This window comes from Bradyrhizobium sp. NBAIM18 (assembly GCF_020193825.1).
In the GTDB taxonomy this organism is placed as follows: Bacteria; Pseudomonadota; Alphaproteobacteria; order Rhizobiales; family Xanthobacteraceae; genus Bradyrhizobium; species Bradyrhizobium yuanmingense.
The window spans coordinates 1-13,011 of the sequence record NZ_JADYVO010000026.1 but is presented as its reverse complement, the minus strand read 5'-3'; the positions used below and the strand labels follow the sequence as shown (position 1 = coordinate 13,011).

The window sequence follows — 13,011 nt, the reverse complement described above, 5'->3', positions numbered from 1 at the left end:
GGCATGAAAACCGCTTGCCTCGCTGGCGTGAAGGCGAGAAAAGTTAATCGGCCGATTAACTCGCTCAACAGAAGAAACGTCAGAGGCAATTGCCGACGCCGGCATGCGCCCGCGACCCGAGGAAACAACAACGTGCTCGACAAACCAGCCCCCACCTCCTCCGTCCGCGCTTCCGGCCCACTCTCGGGCTTCCGCATCGTCGAATTCGCCGGCATCGGACCCGGTCCGTTCGCCTGCATGATGCTGGCCGACATGGGCGCCGACGTCGTCACGCTCGACCGCGTCGGCGCGAAGAAGAGCATGAAGTCGGTGGCGGGGCGCGGCCGCAAGGTGATCGAGCTCGACCTCAAGGACAAGACCGCGATCGCGCAGGTGCTGGATCTGCTCGCGAGCGCCGACGCGCTGGTTGAGGGTTTTCGCCCCGGCGTGATGGAGCGGCTCGGGCTCGGGCCAGACGTCGTGCTCGCACGCAACCCGAAGCTGGTCTATGGCCGCATGACCGGCTGGGGCCAGGAAGGCCCGCTCGCCAACGCCGCCGGCCACGACATCAACTACATCTCCATCACCGGCGCGCTCGCCGCGATCGGCACGAAGGAGGCGCCGGTGCCGCCGCTCAATCTGGTCGGCGATTTCGGCGGCGGCGCGCTCTATCTCGTCGTCGGCGTGCTCGCAGCACTGCTGGAAGCGCAGAAGTCGGGCAAGGGCCAGGTCGTGGACGCGGCGATGTGCGACGGCGCGGCCTCGCTGATGTCGTTCTTCTTCGACATGGCCACGATGGGACGCTGGACCGAGGAGCGCAACCAGAACTTCCTCGATGGCGGCGCGCATTTCTACGGCGTCTACGAATGCGCCTGCGGGCACTTCGTCTCGATCGGCTCGATCGAGCCGCAATTCTACGCGCTGCTGCGCGAGCACGCCGGCCTCACCGACGCCGATTTCGACGCGCAGATGGACCGCAAGGCGTGGCCGGCGCTGAAGGAGAAGCTGAAGGCGGTGTTCAAGAGCAAGACGCGCGAGGACTGGTGCAAGATCATGGAAGGCACCGACATCTGCTTCGCGCCGGTGCTGACCATGTCGGAGGCGACGGAGCATCCGCACATGGTCGCCCGCAACGTCTTCATCGAGCGCCACGGCGTGAAGCAGCCGGCACCTGCGCCGCGATTCTCGCGCACGCCGTCGGCAGCGCGCGAGCCGGAGGCGGCGGAGATCGGGGCGGTGATGCAGGCGTGGCAGGCGCCGAAGTAATTTCCGCGGTCATCCCCGGGGCGCGCGGAGCGCGAGCCCGGGATCCATAACCACAGGAAGTCGTTTGGCGAAGACTCGGAGGTGTCACTTCGCGCGCCAACTCCTCCCTGTGGTTATGGGTCCCCACCCCCGTGCGCAATTGCGCACTAGGCGGGGACCACAGCCGTTGTGACGCGGCAGCTGTGTCCGCACGCGCCGCGCCCTACGCCGCGCTATCCACCTTCAACACGCCGCGGCGGATCTGATCCTCCTCGATCGATTCGAACAGGGCCTTGAAATTGCCCTCGCCAAAGCCGTCGTCGCCCTTGCGCTGGATGAACTCGAAGAAGATCGGGCCGATCGCGTTGGCCGAGAATATCTGCAGCAGCACCTTGGTCTGGCCGCCGTCGACCACGCCCTCGCCGTCGATCAGGATGCCGTTCTTCCGGAGACGCGCGACATCCTCGCCGTGCTTGGGCAGGCGCGTATCGATCTTCTCGAAATAAGTGTCGGGCGGCGACGGCATGAACGGCAGGCCGGCCTCGCGCAGGCCTTCGATGGTGCGGTAGATGTCGCGGCAGCCGCAGGCGATGTGCTGGATGCCCTCGCCGCGATAGGTCTGCAGATATTCCTCGATCTGGCCGGAATCGCCGGCGTCCTCGTTGATCGGAATGCGGATCTTGCCGTCGGGACTGGTCAGCGCGCGCGAGAACAGGCCGGAGGCGCGGCCCTCGATGTCGAAGAAGCGGATCTGGCGGAAGTTGAACAGTTTTTCGTAGAAGCCGGCCCAGACATTCATGCGGCCGCGATGGACGTTGTGGGTGAGATGGTCGAGATAGAACAGGCCGGCGCCATGCGGCTTGGGATCGCGCGCGCCCAGCCATTCGAACTCGGCGTCATAGGCCGAGCCCTTGGCACCATAGCAATCGACCAGATAAAGCAGGCTGCCGCCGATGCCCTTGATCGCGGGCACGTCGAGCGTCTTCTGCGCCGATGACACATCGGCCGGCTCGGCGCCGAGCGCAATCGCACGGTCATAGGCCGCCGTGGCATCGACGACGCGAAACGCCATCGACGGCGCACAGGGGCCGTGGGCGGCGACGAACTCATAGCCGTGAGTGCCGGGCTCCTCGTTGACGAGATAGTTGATGTCGCCCTGGCGATAGACCGTGATCTTCTTGGTCTTGTGCCGCGCGACGGGCGCATAGCCCATCAGCTTGAACAAAGCGTGCAACTCTTGCGGATTGGGGTGGGCGTATTCGACGAACTCGAATCCGTCGGTGCCCATCGGGTTGTCGGCAGTGATCGTGGCCGGCGGTGCATCGTGCGGAAACGGTCCCATGGTGTTCTCCCGAATGGCTGCTGACAGGAACTATCCTTCATGGGGCGCGCAAGGAGCGTGCAAAGGGGCCGCCGATTGGCTATCATACGCACGATCCGTGCATCAAATGGGCAGAATGCGCATGATTTCGGTGGATGCCTTCGATCTCAAGATCCTAGGTGCGCTGCAGGACGACGGTCGCCTCACCAACCAGGAGCTCGCCGAGCTCGCGGGCCTGTCAGCCTCGCAATGCTCGCGGCGGCGGATGCGGCTGGAGGAGGAGAAGGTGATCGCGGGCTACCACGCCGACCTTTCCAGCGAGGCGCTCGGCTTCGGCGTGATCGCCTTCATCCAGGTGGGACTGGCGACGCACTCGCCGGACAATTCCAAGCGTTTTCGCGCGCTGGTGAACCGGATCGACGAGATCCAAGAGGCGTATTCGCTGACGGGCGATGCCGACTATGTGCTCAAGGCCGTGCTGCGCGATCTCAAGGGCCTGTCGAACCTCGTCAATGACGTGCTGATGCCGCACCAGAGCGTGGCGCATGTGCGCTCCTCGATCGTGCTGGACCGCCTGAAGGAGAGCTCGAAGCTGCCGCTGAAGGAGATCAAGCCCGGCTGAAATCGAGGGAACTATGGCATTCGCGCTGACAACGCGATCTGCGATGATCGCAGCTCTAGTTGCGGAGGTTCAACATGGCGCTCCAGCTGCGACCGAATTGCGAATATTGCGATTGCGACCTGCCGCCCGACGCGACCAATGCGCGGATCTGCTCCTATGAATGCACGTTCTGCGCGGATTGCGTCGAGACCAAGCTGTTCAATGTCTGCCCGAACTGCGGCGGCGGCTTCGCCCCGCGTCCGATCAGACCGGCGCAGGAATGGCGGCCGGGCGTGTGCACGACGAAGCAGGCGCCGTCCGACAAGCGGGTGCACCTGAAGTACAGCGTCGAGGATGTCGCGGCGCATTGCGCGCGGGTGCGCGACGTGCCGCCGGAGAGGCGTTGATTTGACCCGTCACTCCTCAGCCACGATCGTCCCTTCGACCTCGCCGAACCCGACGCGATAGCCGTTGCCCTGGCACCAGCCGCGCATGACGAGGCTGTCGCCGTCCTCCAGGAACGAGCGCTTGGCGCCGCCGGGCAGCTCGACCGGCTCGGTGCCGTTCCAGCTGATCTCGAGCAGGCTGCCGCGCTGGTTCTTCTCCGGGCCGGAGATGGTGCCGCTCCCTAAGAGATCGCCAACATTCATGGCGCAGCCGCTTGAGGCGTGATGCATCAGCTGCTGCACCGACGACCAGTACATGTACTTGAAATTTGTGCGGCTGATGCTGGCGGGCGCATTGGTGCCGGCGGCGCGCAAGGAGACGTCGAGCTCGACATCGTAATTCTGCGGCTTGGTCTGCTTGAGATAATCGAGCGGCACCGGCTGCTGCTCCGGCCCGTTCAGGCGGAACGGCTCCAGCGCTTCGCGCGTCACCACCCAGGGGCTGATCGAGGTCGCGAACGCTTTTGCCAGGAACGGGCCGAGCGGCACATATTCCCATTGCTGGATGTCGCGCGCGCTCCAGTCGTTGAGCAGCACGAAGCCGAAGATCATCTCCTCGGCCTGGCTCTCGGTGAGCATGCTGCCCATCGGCGACGGCTGGCCGATCACGACGCCCATCTCCAGCTCGAAATCGAGCCGCTTGCACGGCGCAAAGCTCGGCAGCTCCGCATTCGGCGGCTTCAGCTGCCCGCGCGGCCGCTTCACCCTGGTGCCGGAGACCACGACGGTGGAGGCGCGGCCGTTATACGCGATCGGCATATGCAGCCAGTTCGGCTGCAGCGCATTGTCCTTGCCGCGGAACATCACGCCGACATTGGTGGCGTGCTCCTTCGACGAATAGAAATCGGTGTAGCCGGAGACGGCGAAGGGCAGATGCAGTCTAACATCGCGCATGGGCACCAGAGCCTGCTTGCGCAGCTCCTCGTTGTCACGCAGCTCCGGATGATCCGCACGCAACAGCTCGCTGATACGTGCGCGGGTCCTGGTCCAGACCTTCGGGCCCAGCGCCATGAAGGGATTGAGCGAGGGACCCGAGAACACGCCGAGTGGCCCGACCTCGAGACGGGACTCCTGCTCGAGTTCCCAGAGATCGAGCACGTAGTTTCCGATCGCGACGCCGACCCGCGGTGTCGGATTGGCCGCGGTCGAGAACACGCCGTAAGGCAGGTTCTGGATCGGGAAGTCCGAGGCCGGATCAACGTCGATGAAGGAGCGGAGGCTGGGGTCATTGGGATGGGGCATTGGTTTCCCGTGGGCGCAGCGGTGATGGTGTCATCCTCCCCTGGAGGGGGAGGGTCGGTTCGCATGAAGCGAAGCGTAATGCGAAGCGGGGTGGGGTGATCTCTCCAATTGGGCACCGCCTCAATGGAGAGACTGTCACCCCACCCCGCTCGCTGACGCGAGCGACCCTCCCCCTGGGAGGGTAAGCAAGACTACGGCCGGTTCGGATCGAAGCGCTTCTCCAGGCCGTTCCAGCAATCGGCGTAATCGTCCTGCAGCGTCGACGACTTCGCCGCATGCGCGGTGACGCGCTGCGGGTAGCGGGTCTCGAACATGAAGGCCATGGTGCCGGTCAGCTTCACCGGCTTCAATTCGCCGTTGCTGGCATGCTCGAAGGCGTCGCGGTCGGGGCCGTGCGGCAGCATGCAATTGTGCAGCGAGATGCCGCCGGGGACGAAGCCCTGCGGCTTGGCGTCGTAGACGCCGTAGATCAGGCCCATGAACTCGCTCATGATGTTCATGTGATACCAGGGCGGCCGGAAGGTGTTTTCGGCGACCATCCAGCGCTCCGGGAAGATTACGAAGTCGATATTGGCGGTGCCCGCCGTCTCCGACGGCGAGGTCAACACCGTGAAGATCGAGGGATCGGGATGGTCGAAGCCGATCGCGCCGACGGGAGAGAAGGTACGCAGATCATACTTGTACGGCGCGTAATTGCCGTGCCAGGCGACGACGTCGATCGGCGAATGCGGCAACGTGGTCTTGAACAGCGAGCCGCCCCATTTCACGTAGAGCTCGGTCGGCGTGTCCTTGTCCTCGTAGCTTGCGACCGGCGTCAGGAAGTCACGCGCATTGGCGAGGCAATTGGCGCCGATCGGCCCGCGCTCCGGCAGCGTGAAGGCGCCGCCATAATTTTCGCAGAGATAGCCGCGCGCCGGCCCGTTCGGAATCTCGACGCGAAACTTGACGCCGCGCGGGATCACCACGATCTCGCCAGGCTCGGCATCGATGCGGCCGAACTCGGTGACAAGGCGCAGATTGCCCTGCTGCAGCACGAACATCAGCTCGCCGTCGGCATCATAGAAATGCTGGTCCACCATCGACTTGGTGATGAGGTAGACATGCGCGGCCATGCCAGCCTGCGTATTCACATCCCCCGCCGTCGTCATGGTCTGCACGCCCTGAATGAAGGTGACCTCCTCCTTCGGCAGCGGCGTCGGATCCCAGCGCAGCTGCGCGATCGGCAGGTCGTATTCATGGCACGGCGCCGAACGCCACAGCCCGGCGTCGACCTTCTCGAAGCGGCCGGAATGCTTCACTGAGGGGCGGATGCGGTAGAGCCAGGAGCGCTCATTGCTGCCGCGCGGCGCGGTGAAGGGCGAGCCCGAGAGCTGCTCGGCATAGAGTCCGTAGGCGCAGCGCTGCGGCGAGTTGCGCCCGATCGGCAGCGCGCCCGGCAGCGCCTCGGTTTCGAAAGAGTTGCCGAAGCCGGACATGTAGCCCGGCGTCACCTGGGCCGAGCTGCGGATGATCTGATCAGGCGAGGTATTGATGTTCATGACTATCCTCCTCCTTGCAAAGCGGCCCACATTTCCTGGTCGCGCTTGTCGGTCCAGATCACGGGGTCGTCGATACCGGATGCTTCGTCGTAGGCGCGCGACACGTTGAACGGCAGGCAGTGCTCGTAAATGGCAAAGCTCGAGAATTTCGGATCCATCACCTCGCGCGTCGCCGCCATCGATTCCTTTAAGCTGCGGCCCCTGGCGACCGAGATTTCGGCCGCGCCATAGAGCGAGGTGACGAAGTCGCGCGTCATCGCGATGGCCTCGCGCACCGTGGCGGTGCCCTTCAGCGCATCGCCGCGGCCCGGCGCGATCGCCTTCGGATTGAAGTTGCGGATCTCGTTCAGCGTCATCGGCCATTCGCGCAAATGCGCATCGCCGCAATAGCAGGCCGAGTGATATTCGATGAGGTCGCCCGAGAACATCACCTCTGCATCCGGCACCCAGCCGACGATGTCGCCCGAGGTGTGGCCGGCGCCCAGCTGCATCAGGCGCACCTCGCGCTTGCCGAGATAGATCGTCATCTCGCCTTCGAAGGTCAGCGTCGGCCAGGTCAGGCCGGGAATGCTCTGCGCATCCTGGAACAGGCGCGGAAAGCGGCCGTACTCGGAATCCCAATCCTGCTGGCCGCGCTCCGCAATCAGCCGATGAGTCTCCTGCGAGGCGACGATACCTTGGGCGTGATAGGCGGAGGCGCCTAGCACGCGCACGGCGTGATAATGCGACAGCACGACATATTTAATCGGCTTGTCGGTCACCGTGCGGACCCGCTCGATCACCTTGTTCGCCATGGCCGGCGTCGCCTGCGCGTCGAACACGAGGCAGCCATCGTCGCCGACGATCACGCCGGTGTTGGGATCGCCCTCGGCGGTGAAGGCATAGAGATCGGTGCCGATCTCGGAGAAGGTGATCTTCTTCTCGGAGAGATCGCCGGTGGATGCGAAGTTCTTCGCCATCAATTCGTCCTTCAGGTCAGGGTTATTGTTGTTGCTGTTGCTGCTGCTGGCCGTCGATCATGCGGCGCTTGGCGAGTCCGATCGCCTCGCGCAGCACGTCGATGTCGCCGATATGGTTGGCGAGGATCAGAACCAGCGCCGCGTCGAAATCGGCGCTCTGCTCCTCGGTCAGGCCGCGATGCGCCTCGACGATGGCGCGGAAGGCATCGTCGGGGCGCGCGAAGTTCGAGCTGGTGGAGAGCGGCATGCCAGACCTCAATACAAACCTTCGGCCCGCGCCAGCGCCGCCGCGATCGCCGAACGCGTCGGATGACGGAAGCGCGCCGCGACATAACCGTCGGGCCTCAGCAGGTAGGCGGCCCCCGGCTCGGCGCCATAGCGCTTCGCGACCAGGCCCGAGGGATCGGCAAATTCACCGTCGGCACCAATGCGGATGCCCTTGATACCATCAGGCGCATCGATCGGCGCACCATTGCTGAACGACAGCAAGGTGAAGTCCGTTCCAGCCCTGCGGAAAGCGTCGGTCAGATAGATCTGCTCGCCGGCGCGCGTTGCGACGGGCGCGTCGAGCATCGAACCGCCGGGCGGGGGTCCACCGCGCCACGTATCCGCATCCAGCGAGGACAGCGGCGTATCGTAGCTGCACGGCACCGACAGCCGACCGCCATTGACCATGCGCTTGCCGAATTCGGTCTCCTTGGCCAGCGACAGCACCGCCTTGCGCAACCGCGCCTCCTGATGCGAGTTCGGTGCCATGAAGTCGGTCGAGCGCGTCGATTCGCGGATGTTCTCGTCGGCCGCTGCGCTGCGCTCGATGTGGTAGCTCTCCAGCAGGCTCGCAGGCGATTTACCGCGCAGCACCCGGTCGAGCTTCCAGGACAGATTCTCCGCGTCTTCGAGACCGGAGTTCGCGCCACGCGCGCCGAAGGGCGAGACCTGGTGCGCGGAATCGCCGGCAAAGATCACGCGGCCATGGATGAAGCGGTCCATCCGCCGGCACTGGAATTTGTAGAGCGAAATCCACTCGAACTCGAACTTGTCATGACCGAGCATGCGCGCGATCCGCGGCCGCACGTTTTCCGGCTTCTTCTCGAGGACCGGATCGGCATAGCGATTGAGCTGGAGATCGATGCGCCAGACATCGTCGGGCTGCCGGTGCAGCAGCGCCGAACGCCCGGCATGGAACGGCGGATCGAACCAGAACCAGCGCTCGGTCGGAAATTCCGCGGTCATCTTGACGTCGGCGATCAGGAACTGATCCTCGAAGACCTGGCCGGCGAATTCCGCCCCGACCATCTGCCGCAGCGAGGAGCGCGCGCCGTCGCAGGCGACGACATAGCGCGCATTCAGGCCATAGGCGCCCTCGGGCGTCTCGATCGTCAGCAGCGCGGAATCGTTGCGCTGCTCGAGCGCCGTCACCTTGTTGCGCCAGCGCAGGTCGATCTCCGGCAGCTCGTTGATGCGATCAACCAGATAGGCCTCGGCGTAATATTGCTGGAGATTGATGAAGGCCGGCCGCTTGTGACCGTCTTCGGGCAGGAGATTGAACTGGTAGAGCTGCGACTCGCCATGGAAGATCCGCCCCACACTCCACACCACGCCCTTCTCGACCATGCGGTCGCCGACGCCGAGCCGGTCCCAATATTCCAGCGAGCGTTTCGAGAAGCAGATCGCGCGCGAGCCCTCGCCGATGCGGTCGGCGTCATCGAGCAGCACGACGCGCTGGCCGCGCTGGGCAAGATCGATCGCCAGCGACAACCCGACCGGGCCCGCGCCGACGATCACGACCGGATGCGCCGCGGGGCTCGAGCCGGGGCGGTCCTGATCGGGGTGACGGCGGTAGCCGAACTGGGTCTTGGCTTGAGCGGTCTTGGCGTGAGGGGTATTGGCCGGCGCCATACACGAACCTCGGCTCTGGTCAGGACAGGATCGATCTGCTAGATAGTCTCACGTGCAACTATTTTGGACCGGAGCCGGCCGGCCGTCAACTGGAATTCGGAGGCGCTCTCCTTGGCGAGGACATCCAGCGACATCGCGCTCAAGGCGCGCACGGCCGACGAGGCCTCGGCGCGGCCAAAGCCCCGGCTCGATCTGTTCAAGTTCGTGCCGTTCCGCCTAAACCGGCTCGCAGCGGAGGTCAGTTCCGCGCTGTCGGTCGAGTATCAGGAACGCCACGGCCTCGACATTCCGGCCTGGCGCGTCATCGCCACGCTCGGCTTCCGCAATGATGCCTGCAGCGCGCAATACATTGCGCAATGCACCCGCACGCACAAATCCACCATCAGCCGCGCAGTGACGGCGCTGCTCAGCGACGGCCTGATCGAGCGGGTCGAGAACGCAGCCGACCGCCGCGAATTCCGCCTGCAACTGACGAAAAAGGGCCGCGCGCTCTACGAGGAGCTGTTCCCGCAATTGCTGCGGCGGGAGGACGAGATCCTCGCCTGTCTCTCCGCGCAGGAGCGCAAGCAGCTCTCGGCCCTGCTCGGCAAGATCGAGCAGAGCCTCGATCTGATCCAGACCAGCGAAGAGGCGGATGCGAAGCAGGCGTATTAGGGCGCCCACCCATAAAGGCGCAGACGTCAGCTTTTGGGAGTTCGGTTGAGAAAGCTTGGTAGGACCGTGACGGCAGCGACGTATATAGCGATGCTCCTTGTGGCGTTTGCCGCGACTCGCGCATACGCTGCTGACATAGGTTATCTGGCTCCTCCTGGAGTCGCGGCAAACGAGTTTCCCTCACCGCAGCGTCCTGTCGCACGGATCGTCAGCCCGCGCCGCTCCGCCGAAGAGCGCCGCGACGCCCTCAACGAGGCCGGTCAAATCGCACGCGCTCTTGAACTGAAGCCAGGGATGGTAGTCGGCGACATTGGAGCAGGCAGTGGCTACCACACGGTCAGGCTCTCGCACCTCGTCGGATCCGCCGGCTCTGTCGTTGCCCAGGACGTCACGCGGGATTACCTCGTCGAACTCGCCAGGCGAACAAAACTTCTGAAGTTGACAAACGTGCAATTCGCGCTCGGCGAACCACACGACCCGCGTCTGCCCGCTTCCTCGCTGGACGCCGCAATCCTTGTGCATATGTATCACGAGATAGCCCAGCCTTATGCCTTCCTCTACAATCTCGCGCCCGCCTTGAAGCAGGGTGCGCGGGTCGGAATTGTCGATCTTGAGCTTCCGACGGCGAAGCATGGCACGCCAATTGCGCTCTTGCGCTGCGAGTTGATCGCCGTCGACTATCGCGAGATCGCCACATATAAGCTCGCAGGGGGCGGAGGATACCTGGCGGTATTCTCTCCTCCGGAGCTAGCGGCTCGAAAATCTCCCCACGATATCGTTGCTTGCGGGGATCCTGCCGGTGTTCGTTGACATCACGCCCGCCTCCCGTCTCAACCCATCCTACGAACTCTACGAGGAGCTGTTCCCGCAATTGCTGCGGCGGGAGGACGAGATCCTCGCCTGCCTGTCGGCGCAGGAGCGCAAGCAGCTCTCGGCCCTGCTCGGCATGATCGAGCAGAGCCTCGATCTGATCCAGACCGGCGAAGAGGCGGATGCGAAGCAGGCGTATTAGCCACCGCTGTCATTCCGGGGCGCCGCGCAGCGGTGAGCCCGGAATCCATCGCGACATCAGCTGCGTCGACAGATGGATTCCGGGTTCGCGCTTCGCGCGCCCCGGAATGACGCTACGGTGTCACTTTACAAACGACCGCGTCGGCGGCAGATGCAGCGCCCAGGCATCGACCTCATCGCTGGCGCGCGGATAGATCTCCGTCACGATCGGATCATGGCCGGGGATGAACCTGTCGGGATGGCCGGCGAGGCGCTCGATCGTGTCCCAGCCCTGCGCCATGTCGCCGACATTATAAACGATCGGGAACGGACTCTTGCGCTGCAGATTGGCGTAGTAGTGCGCGGCATCGGAGGCCAGCACCACGGAGCCGCGCGCGGTCTCGACCTTCACCACCTGCAAGCCGTCGGAATGGCCGCCGACGCGGTGCACGGTCACGCCGGGAGCAACCTCGCCGTCGCCGGAATAGAAGGTGACGCGCTCGCCATAGACGTGGCGCACCATCAGCGTGACATGCTCGACCGAGAACGGGTGGCGCAGCAGGCCGTTGCACATGCAGCGCCCGGTCGCGTAGGCCATCTCGCGCTCCTGCAGATGGAAGCGCGCATTGGGAAAGCGGTCGAGATTGCCGGCATGGTCGTAGTGCAGATGCGTCACGATGACGTCACGAATGGCTGACGCCGCGACGCCGAAACGCTCCAGCGCATCGACGGGATTGAGCGTGAGCTTGCGCGCCCGCGCGCTCGCCTCCTCGGCGTTGAAGCCGGTATCGACCAGAATGTCGCGGCCGTGCCCTCGAATCAGCCAGACGAAATAATCGAGGTCCTGCGCCGCGCTGTCATGCGGGTCGGGCACGAGGAAGTTCATGTGGGGGGTGCGCGGCGACATCGTCGCATAGCGCAGGGCGTAGATTTCGTAGACGTTTCCCATGGGCTCGCTTTATTTTCGAGTTGGATCTTTTGGAGCGATCGCGCACACCAAGCCATCGTCGGCAGGAAAGGTCAAACGCGTGGCGTTGCGGCAGAGGCGGTCGGCAATGTGAGATCGATCACGTCTTCACCGCCATGGCCGGACTAAGGTCCGCCGACAGCATCGAGGTACCGAGGACCGTCATGACAACCCCATCCATTCCTCTCGCGGCATGCCCATCCGCTGCGGTCCATCATCGGGATAAGGTCGAATCTCCAAGCGGTTGACGCCCTCCGTCCCCGGTTTGATAATGAGGTAAGCGTAAGTTAAGGTCGCCGCGGCGCAAGCTGGAACGGCGCCTTTTGGCTGGACCGCGCTGATTATGAAAATTCGCTTCTTTTTTCTTCTGCCCTTGCTGATCTCGCTCGTCCCGACGGCCCCCTCGCTTGCGGCCGGCGACCGTTTTGCGCTGGTCATCGGCAACGCCAAATATCCGGATGCGGATGCCCCGCTGAAGGAACCGATCAACGATGCGCGCGCCGTCGCCGACGAGCTCAAGCGCGACGGCTTTTCGGTCGAGCTCGGCGAGAATCTGACCGGCGACGCCATGCGCCGCGCCTTCGACAAGCTCTACGGCAAGATCAAGCCGGGCTCGGTCGCGCTGGTGTTCTTCTCGGGTTTCGGCATCCAGTCCGCGCGCCAGAGCTATTTGCTGCCGGTGGATGCGCAGATCTGGACCGAGTCCGACGTGCGCCGCGATGGCTTCAGCCTCGAGACGGTCCTCGGCGAGCTCAACACCCGCGGCGCCGGCGTCAAGATCGCGCTGGTCGATGCGTCCAGGCGCAACCCGTTCGAGCGCCGGTTCCGCAGCTTCTCGGCGGGCCTGACCCCGGTGATCGCACCGAACGGCACGCTGGTGATGTACTCGGCGGCGCTGGCCTCGGTGGTCTCGGACGCCGGCGGCGATCGCAGCCTGTTCGTCCAGGAGCTGCTGAAGGAAATCCGCGTTCCCGACCTGATGGCCGAGGAGACGCTGAACCGCACCAAGATGGGCGTCACCCGCGCCTCGCGCGGCGAGCAGGTGCCGTGGATTTCCTCGTCATTGGCCGAAGATTTCTCGTTCATTCCGGGCGCCGGCGGATCGCGTCCGGCAACGCCGCCACCCGCGCCTCCCGCTGCGCCGGCTGTCGTCGCCAACAACCCGCCGCC

The 13,011-nt window shown here is 64.5% G+C and carries 13 protein-coding genes and 1 pseudogene; 7 read left to right on the top strand and 7 right to left on the bottom strand.

Annotation, left to right across the window (positions count from 1 at the left end; all coding sequences use genetic code 11):
• The first annotated feature begins 132 nt into the window (after positions 1 to 132).
• Positions 133 to 1,245, top strand: a complete 1,113-nt coding sequence (locus tag I6F17_RS33265) for a CaiB/BaiF CoA-transferase family protein (protein ID WP_225131865.1) — start codon at positions 133 to 135, stop codon at positions 1,243 to 1,245.
• Between the two features lie 202 nt (positions 1,246 to 1,447).
• Here the strand turns inward: I6F17_RS33265 and hppD are convergent, their stop codons facing one another.
• On the bottom strand, positions 1,448 to 2,566 hold the full coding sequence (hppD, locus tag I6F17_RS33260) for a 4-hydroxyphenylpyruvate dioxygenase (protein ID WP_225131866.1): 1,119 nt from the start codon (positions 2,564 to 2,566) through the stop codon (positions 1,448 to 1,450).
• Between the two features lie 121 nt (positions 2,567 to 2,687).
• Between hppD and I6F17_RS33255 the strand changes: the two genes are divergently transcribed.
• Positions 2,688 to 3,167, top strand: coding sequence for an Lrp/AsnC family transcriptional regulator (locus I6F17_RS33255; RefSeq protein WP_036045971.1), 480 nt, complete (start codon positions 2,688 to 2,690; stop codon positions 3,165 to 3,167).
• Positions 3,168 to 3,241: 74 nt separating this feature from the next.
• A complete protein-coding gene (locus I6F17_RS33250; RefSeq protein ID WP_225131867.1) occupies positions 3,242 to 3,553 on the top strand; it encodes a DUF1272 domain-containing protein in 312 nt (103 codons plus the stop codon).
• Positions 3,554 to 3,562: 9 nt separating this feature from the next.
• On the opposite strand, the gene fahA is transcribed toward I6F17_RS33250, so the two are convergent.
• From fahA to I6F17_RS33225, 5 genes are all read right to left on the bottom strand, one after another.
• Positions 3,563 to 4,834 (bottom strand): fumarylacetoacetase, encoded by a 1,272-nt coding sequence (gene fahA, locus I6F17_RS33245; protein WP_225131868.1) that lies wholly within the window; start codon positions 4,832 to 4,834, stop codon positions 3,563 to 3,565.
• A 191-nt stretch (positions 4,835 to 5,025) separates the two neighbouring features.
• Positions 5,026 to 6,372: a homogentisate 1,2-dioxygenase gene (gene hmgA / locus I6F17_RS33240; RefSeq protein WP_225132237.1), complete on the bottom strand. Its 1,347-nt coding sequence runs from the start codon at positions 6,370 to 6,372 to the stop codon at positions 5,026 to 5,028.
• A 2-nt stretch (positions 6,373 to 6,374) separates the two neighbouring features.
• Entirely contained in the window at positions 6,375 to 7,331 is a 957-nt protein-coding gene (locus I6F17_RS33235; protein WP_057030266.1) for an MBL fold metallo-hydrolase, read from the bottom strand.
• Between the two features lie 22 nt (positions 7,332 to 7,353).
• Positions 7,354 to 7,578, bottom strand: a complete 225-nt coding sequence (locus tag I6F17_RS33230) for a DUF2783 domain-containing protein (protein WP_025032749.1) — start codon at positions 7,576 to 7,578, stop codon at positions 7,354 to 7,356.
• An 8-nt stretch (positions 7,579 to 7,586) separates the two neighbouring features.
• The gene (locus I6F17_RS33225; protein WP_225132236.1) at positions 7,587 to 9,230 is read right to left on the bottom strand and encodes an FAD-dependent oxidoreductase; all 1,644 of its coding nucleotides are present in this window, start codon (positions 9,228 to 9,230) and stop codon (positions 7,587 to 7,589) included.
• Between the two features lie 111 nt (positions 9,231 to 9,341).
• Between I6F17_RS33225 and I6F17_RS33220 the strand changes: the two genes are divergently transcribed.
• From I6F17_RS33220 to I6F17_RS33210, 3 genes and pseudogenes are all read left to right on the top strand, one after another.
• Positions 9,342 to 9,884 (top strand): MarR family transcriptional regulator, encoded by a 543-nt coding sequence (locus tag I6F17_RS33220; RefSeq protein WP_225132235.1) that lies wholly within the window; start codon positions 9,342 to 9,344, stop codon positions 9,882 to 9,884.
• A gap of 90 nt (positions 9,885 to 9,974) precedes the next feature.
• Entirely contained in the window at positions 9,975 to 10,694 is a 720-nt protein-coding gene (locus I6F17_RS33215; protein ID WP_225190466.1) for a methyltransferase domain-containing protein, read from the top strand.
• A 37-nt stretch (positions 10,695 to 10,731) separates the two neighbouring features.
• Positions 10,732 to 10,896: pseudogene (locus I6F17_RS33210) on the top strand (MarR family transcriptional regulator); the annotation flags it as partial.
• Between the two features lie 120 nt (positions 10,897 to 11,016).
• Here the strand turns inward: I6F17_RS33210 and I6F17_RS33205 are convergent.
• Positions 11,017 to 11,823 carry an N-acyl homoserine lactonase family protein gene (locus tag I6F17_RS33205; protein WP_225132233.1) on the bottom strand — a complete coding sequence of 269 codons (807 nt, stop codon included), beginning with the start codon at positions 11,821 to 11,823 and terminating at the stop codon, positions 11,017 to 11,019.
• Between the two features lie 361 nt (positions 11,824 to 12,184).
• Here I6F17_RS33205 and I6F17_RS33200 point away from each other — a divergent pair.
• The coding region (locus I6F17_RS33200; protein ID WP_225190465.1) for a caspase family protein at positions 12,185 to 13,011 on the top strand (827 nt) is incomplete at its 3' end.

Excerpts from the sequence above, each read along its gene's own strand:
- hppD (WP_225131866.1), bottom strand. The coding sequence starts at position 2,566 with ATGGGACCGTTTCCGCACGATGCACCGCCGGCCACGATCACTGCCGAC.
- I6F17_RS33255 (WP_036045971.1), top strand. The coding sequence starts at position 2,688 with ATGATTTCGGTGGATGCCTTCGATCTCAAGATCCTAGGTGCGCTGCAG.
- I6F17_RS33250 (WP_225131867.1), top strand. The coding sequence starts at position 3,242 with ATGGCGCTCCAGCTGCGACCGAATTGCGAATATTGCGATTGCGACCTG.
- fahA (WP_225131868.1), bottom strand. The coding sequence starts at position 4,834 with ATGCCCCATCCCAATGACCCCAGCCTCCGCTCCTTCATCGACGTTGAT.
- hmgA (WP_225132237.1), bottom strand. The coding sequence starts at position 6,372 with ATGAACATCAATACCTCGCCTGATCAGATCATCCGCAGCTCGGCCCAG.
- I6F17_RS33235 (WP_057030266.1), bottom strand. The coding sequence starts at position 7,331 with ATGGCGAAGAACTTCGCATCCACCGGCGATCTCTCCGAGAAGAAGATC.
- I6F17_RS33230 (WP_025032749.1), bottom strand. The coding sequence starts at position 7,578 with ATGCCGCTCTCCACCAGCTCGAACTTCGCGCGCCCCGACGATGCCTTC.
- I6F17_RS33225 (WP_225132236.1), bottom strand. The coding sequence starts at position 9,230 with ATGGCGCCGGCCAATACCCCTCACGCCAAGACCGCTCAAGCCAAGACC.
- I6F17_RS33215 (WP_225190466.1), top strand. The coding sequence starts at position 9,975 with ATGCTCCTTGTGGCGTTTGCCGCGACTCGCGCATACGCTGCTGACATA.
- I6F17_RS33205 (WP_225132233.1), bottom strand. The coding sequence starts at position 11,823 with ATGGGAAACGTCTACGAAATCTACGCCCTGCGCTATGCGACGATGTCG.